This window comes from Klebsiella sp. 28 (assembly GCF_018223905.1).
Lineage (GTDB): Bacteria > Pseudomonadota > Gammaproteobacteria > Enterobacterales > Enterobacteriaceae > Klebsiella > Klebsiella pneumoniae.
Window position 1 is genome coordinate 1 of the sequence record NZ_JAGRQY010000231.1, and the last position, 5,054, is coordinate 5,054.

Here is a 5,054-nt window from a genome sequence, read left to right on the forward strand (position 1 = left end):
CCTGGCCGACCGCCGGCCTGAAGCGTCTGCAGCTGGAAGCGCGTATTCGCCAGCCGCTGTCGCCTGAGCAATCTCTGCCGGCGGCGGCGAGGATGATGGCGTCGTACTCGCCGTTATCCAGCTTACTCAGCCGGGTACCGACGTTACCGCGCAGAGAGCGGATCGCCAGGTCCGGACGGGTGGCGGCCAGCTGGCACTGACGGCGTAAACTTGACGTGCCAACGACGCTGCCGGCCGGCAGTTCGTCAATCGAGGCATAGCGATTGGAAACAAACGCGTCGCGCGGATCGTCGCGCTCGCAGATAGTCACCAGCCCCAGGCCCTCCGGGAATTCCACCGGCACATCTTTCATCGAATGGACGGCGATATCGGCGCGCCCTTCGAGCATGGCGAGCTCTAACTCTTTCACAAATAAGCCTTTGCCCCCCACCTTTGCCAGCGGAGTATCAAGGATGACATCCCCGCGCGTGACCATCGGCACCAGCTCGACCTTCAGTCCGGGATGCGCTTGTTCCAGGCGCGCTTTAACATACTGCGCCTGCCATAGCGCAAGCGGGCTTTGCCGTGTGGCAATTTTCAAAACTTTGTCTAACATGCTTGTTACCGTCATTATCGACCACTATCCATCCTAACATTGTTGTCTTACGGATGTTAGTTTTCACGGTTTATGTGGGAGGTGGCTCCGGCCCACTCTTTTTTAACCTTTCATGCGCGTGGCGGTTGCCGGAGGCGTAGTGAGGAATTTACAGGTAATAAACGGTGCTACACTTGTATGTAGCGCATCTTTCTTTACGGTCAATGAGCAAGGTGTTAAATTGATCACGTTTTAAACCATTTGTCAGTCCGCTGCTCATCACAACCACACCGACGACGAATGGTGACGGTTTTTGTTGAAATACTGAAATCCTCCGTACTATTGTACCTCGGGTTTTTGAACATCAGGCGATATGTCTTGTACCTCTATATTGAGACACTGAAACAGAGACTGGATGCCATCAACCAATTGCGCGTGGATCGCGCGCTTGCTGCCATGGGACCCGCTTTCCAGCAGGTTTACAGTCTACTGCCAACGTTATTACATTATCATCACCCGCTGATGCCGGGTTACCTTGACGGTAACGTTCCCCGTGGCATTTGCCTCTACACGCCTGATGAAACCCAACGCCACTATCTTGAGGAACTGGAACTGCATCGCGGTATGCAGACTCAGGAGCCGCCGAAAGGCGAGCTGCCGATCACCGGCGTCTACTCGATGGGCAGTACTTCCTCCGTCGGCCAGAGCTGCTCTTCCGATCTTGATATCTGGGTATGTCACCAGGCCTGGCTGGATAGCGAAGAGCGTCAGCTGCTGCAGCGAAAATGCAGCCTGCTTGAGAGCTGGGCTGCCTCGCTCGGCGTGGAAGTCAGCTTCTTCCTGATCGACGAAAACCGTTTCCGTCATAACGAAAGCGGTAGCCTCGGCGGCGAAGACTGCGGTTCGACCCAGCATATCCTGTTGCTTGATGAGTTCTACCGCACCGCGGTGCGCCTCGCCGGCAAGCGTATTCTGTGGAATATGGTGCCGTGCGATGAAGAAGAGCATTACGATGATTACGTGATGGGGCTGTATGCCCAGGGCGTGCTGACGCCTAACGAATGGCTCGATCTCGGCGGCCTCAGTTCGCTGTCGGCGGAAGAGTACTTCGGCGCCAGCCTGTGGCAGCTGTATAAAAGTATCGACTCCCCCTATAAAGCGGTGCTGAAAACGCTGCTGCTGGAAGCCTACTCCTGGGAATACCCCAATAACCGCCTGTTAGCGAAAGATATCAAACAGCGTTTGCACGACGGGGAGATTGTCTCCTTCGGCCTCGACCCGTACTGCATGATGCTGGAGCGCGTGACCACCTATCTGCAGGCCATCGAAGATGAAACCCGCCTCGATCTGGTGCGCCGCTGCTTCTACCTGAAAGTTTGTGAAAAACTCAGCCGCGAACGCGCCTGCGTCGGCTGGCGTCGCGAAGTCGTCAGCCAGTTGGTGAATGCCTGGGGCTGGGACGAAAAGCGTCTGATGATGCTCGACAACCGCGCCAACTGGAAAATCGATGAAGTGCGCAAGGCGCACAACGAACTGCTCGACGCCATGATGCAGAGCTATCGTAATCTGATCCGCTTCGCGCGGCGCAATAACCTTAGCGTCTCCGCCAGCCCGCAGGATATTGGCGTGCTGACCCGTAAGCTGTATGCGGCCTTTGAAGCGCTGCCGGGGAAAGTGACGCTGGTAAACCCGCAAATTTCGCCGGATCTGTCGGAACCGAACCTGACCTTTATCCACGTGCCGCCGGGCCGCGCCAACCGTACCGGTTGGTATCTGTACAACCGCGCGCCGGACATGGAATCGATTATCAGCCATCAGCCGCTGGAATATAACCGTTATCTTAATAAGCTGGTGGCCTGGGCCTGGTTTAACGGCCTGCTGACCTCACGCACCCGCCTGTTTATTAAGGGCAACGGCATCGTCGATCTGGCGAAGCTGCAGGAGATGGTGGCCGACGTGTCGCACCACTTCCCGCTGCGCCTGCCGGCGCCGACGCCAAAGGCGCTGTACAGCCCGTGCGAAATCCGCCACCTGGCGATTATCGTCAACCTCGAATATGACCCAACCGCGGCCTTCCGCAACCAGGTGGTGCACTTCGATTTCCGTAAGCTGGATGTTTTCAGCTTCGGCGAAGAGCAAAAATGCCTGATCGGCAGCGTCGACCTGCTGTATCGCAACTCGTGGAACGAAGTGCGTACGCTGCACTTTAACGGCGAGCAGGCGATGATCGAGGCGCTGAAAACGATCCTCGGCAAAATGCACCAGGACGCCGCGCCGCCGGACAGCGTGGAGGTGTTCTGCTATAGCCAGCACCTGCGCGGCCTGATCCGCACCCGCGTGCAGCAGATGATCTCCGAATGTATCGAACTGCGTCTCTCCAGTACCCGCCAGGATACCGGGCGCTTCAAAGCGCTGCGCGTCTCCGGCCAGACGTGGGGGCTGTTCTTCGAACGTCTTAACGTTTCGGTGCAGAAGCTGGAAAACGCCATTGAGTTCTACGGCGCTATCTCGCACAACAAGCTGCACGGGCTATCGGTGCAGGTGGAAACCAATCACGTTAAGCTGCCGGCGGTGGTGGATGGCTTCGCCAGCGAAGGGATTATTCAGTTCTTCTTTGAAGACGCGGATAATAACGACAGCGGCTTTAACATCTATATTCTTGATGAGAGCAACCGCGCCGAGGTCTATCATCACTGCGAGGGCAGTAAAGAGGAGCTGGTGCGCGACGTCAGCCGCTTCTATTCGTCATCGCACGATCGTTTCACCTACGGCTCCAGCTTCATCAACTTCAACCTGCCGCAGTTCTATCAGATTGTCGAAGTAGACGGGCGCACCCAGGTGATCCCTTTCCGCACCCAGGCGATTGCCGCCGCGATACCCACCAGCCAGGACGTTACCGCCTCGCCGGTGCTGCAGCAGCGCTACTCGTAGATTTGGCCCGGAGAAGGCGTGAGCCGCTATCCGCAGATATTCCCTGCTGGCGCTGCGCTTAGCAGGGCTACGGTTCTAAGTCGTCGGGTAGCCCGGATAAGGCGCGATGCGCCGCTATCCGGGAAACACGTCATTAACGGAACTTCACCGCCTCACCGGCCTGCTGGCTCGCCGCCTGCTCCAGCAGATCCCAGAAGGTTTCGCCGCTGCGATCGCAGATCCACTCGTCGCCTTTGAGATCGAAGTGATAGCCGCCCTGTTTGGTGGCCAGCCACACCTGGTGCAGCGGCTCCTGACGGTTAATAATGATTTTGCTGCCGTTTTCAAAGCTGATGGTCAGCACGCCGCCGTTGATTTCGCAGTCGATGTCGCTATCGCCGTCCCAGTCGTCCAGACGTTCTTCGATGGTCATCCACAGGCTATCGGCCAGGCGATGGAATTCACTGTCGTTCATAATTTGATTCTGCTTTTTTGATTTTTGAAGATGGGTCGCAGTATAGCGCGAAACAAAAGCGCGCGCAGTCGGATGCTAAAGGCTTGCTTTTACGTCTTCTCCTGCGATGATAGAAAGCAGAAAGAATGAATCACGGGCAACTATCAATGAAAAACGTTTTTCCTACGCTTGCCGTTTTGTTTGCGATCTTCAGCCTGACCGGCTGCGGTCTGAAAGGGCCTCTCTATTTCCCACCGGCGGACAAAACCGCGCCGCCGCCGACCAAACCGGTTAACCCTGGCATTCAGAGCGCAACGCCGGATCGTAACGATCGTGGCGATACCGGTGGTCCGAGCCAGGTCAATTACTAACGATAACGTTCTGTTCCGCGCAACTGGAGTAGATGATGCAGTTCTCTAAAATGCATGGCCTTGGCAACGATTTTATGGTCGTTGACGCGGTAACGCAGAATGTTTTTTTCTCGCCGGAGCTGATTCGCCGCCTGGCGGATCGCCACCTTGGCGTCGGGTTCGATCAGCTATTGGTCGTCGAACCGCCCTACGATCCGGATCTGGATTTCCACTACCGGATCTTTAACGCCGACGGCAGCGAAGTGTCGCAGTGCGGCAACGGCGCGCGCTGTTTTGCCCGCTTCGTCCGGCTGAAAGGCCTGACCAATAAACGTGATATCCGCGTGAGTACGGCCAACGGGCGTATGGTATTAAGCGTAACGGAAGACGATCTGGTGCGGGTGAACATGGGCGAGCCCAACTTCGAGCCGTCCCAGGTGCCGTTCCGCGCCAACAAAGCGGAAAAGACCTATATCATGCGTGCCGCCGAGCAGACAGTATTGTGCGGCGTGGTGTCCATGGGAAATCCGCACTGCGTCATCCAGGTTGATGATGTGGATACGGCGGCGGTGGAAACTCTCGGCCCGGTGATGGAAAGCCATGAGCGTTTTCCGGAGCGCGCCAATATCGGCTTTATGCAGGTGGTCGGCCGGTCTCATATCCGTCTGCGCGTCTACGAACGCGGCGCGGGGGAAACCCAGGCCTGCGGCAGCGGCGCCTGCGCCGCGGTGGCGGTGGGGATCCAGCAGGGGCTGCTGGCGGAAAC

Annotated in this window: 5 protein-coding genes; 3 read left to right on the plus strand and 2 right to left on the minus strand. The window is 57.2% G+C overall.

From position 1 onward, the window contains the following. The coding region (hemC, locus tag KHQ28_RS26955) for a hydroxymethylbilane synthase (protein WP_211777750.1) at positions 1-595 on the minus strand (595 nt) is incomplete at its 3' end. A gap of 357 nt (positions 596-952) precedes the next feature. Between hemC and cyaA the strand changes: the two genes are divergently transcribed. Continuing rightward, positions 953-3,505 (plus strand): class I adenylate cyclase, encoded by a 2,553-nt coding sequence (gene cyaA, locus KHQ28_RS26960; protein ID WP_002883383.1) that lies wholly within the window; start codon positions 953-955, stop codon positions 3,503-3,505. 133 nt (positions 3,506-3,638) lie between these two features. Here cyaA and cyaY read toward each other — a convergent pair whose 3' ends face one another. Then, positions 3,639-3,959: an iron donor protein CyaY gene (gene cyaY, locus KHQ28_RS26965; RefSeq protein ID WP_004146487.1), complete on the minus strand. Its 321-nt coding sequence runs from the start codon at positions 3,957-3,959 to the stop codon at positions 3,639-3,641. 146 nt (positions 3,960-4,105) lie between these two features. Here cyaY and KHQ28_RS26970 point away from each other — a divergent pair, with 146 nt between their 5' ends. Beyond that, on the plus strand, positions 4,106-4,309 hold the full coding sequence (locus KHQ28_RS26970) for a lipoprotein (protein WP_002883392.1): 204 nt from the start codon (positions 4,106-4,108) through the stop codon (positions 4,307-4,309). Between the two features lie 35 nt (positions 4,310-4,344). After that, the coding region (gene dapF, locus KHQ28_RS26975; protein ID WP_211777751.1) for a diaminopimelate epimerase at positions 4,345-5,054 on the plus strand (710 nt) is incomplete at its 3' end.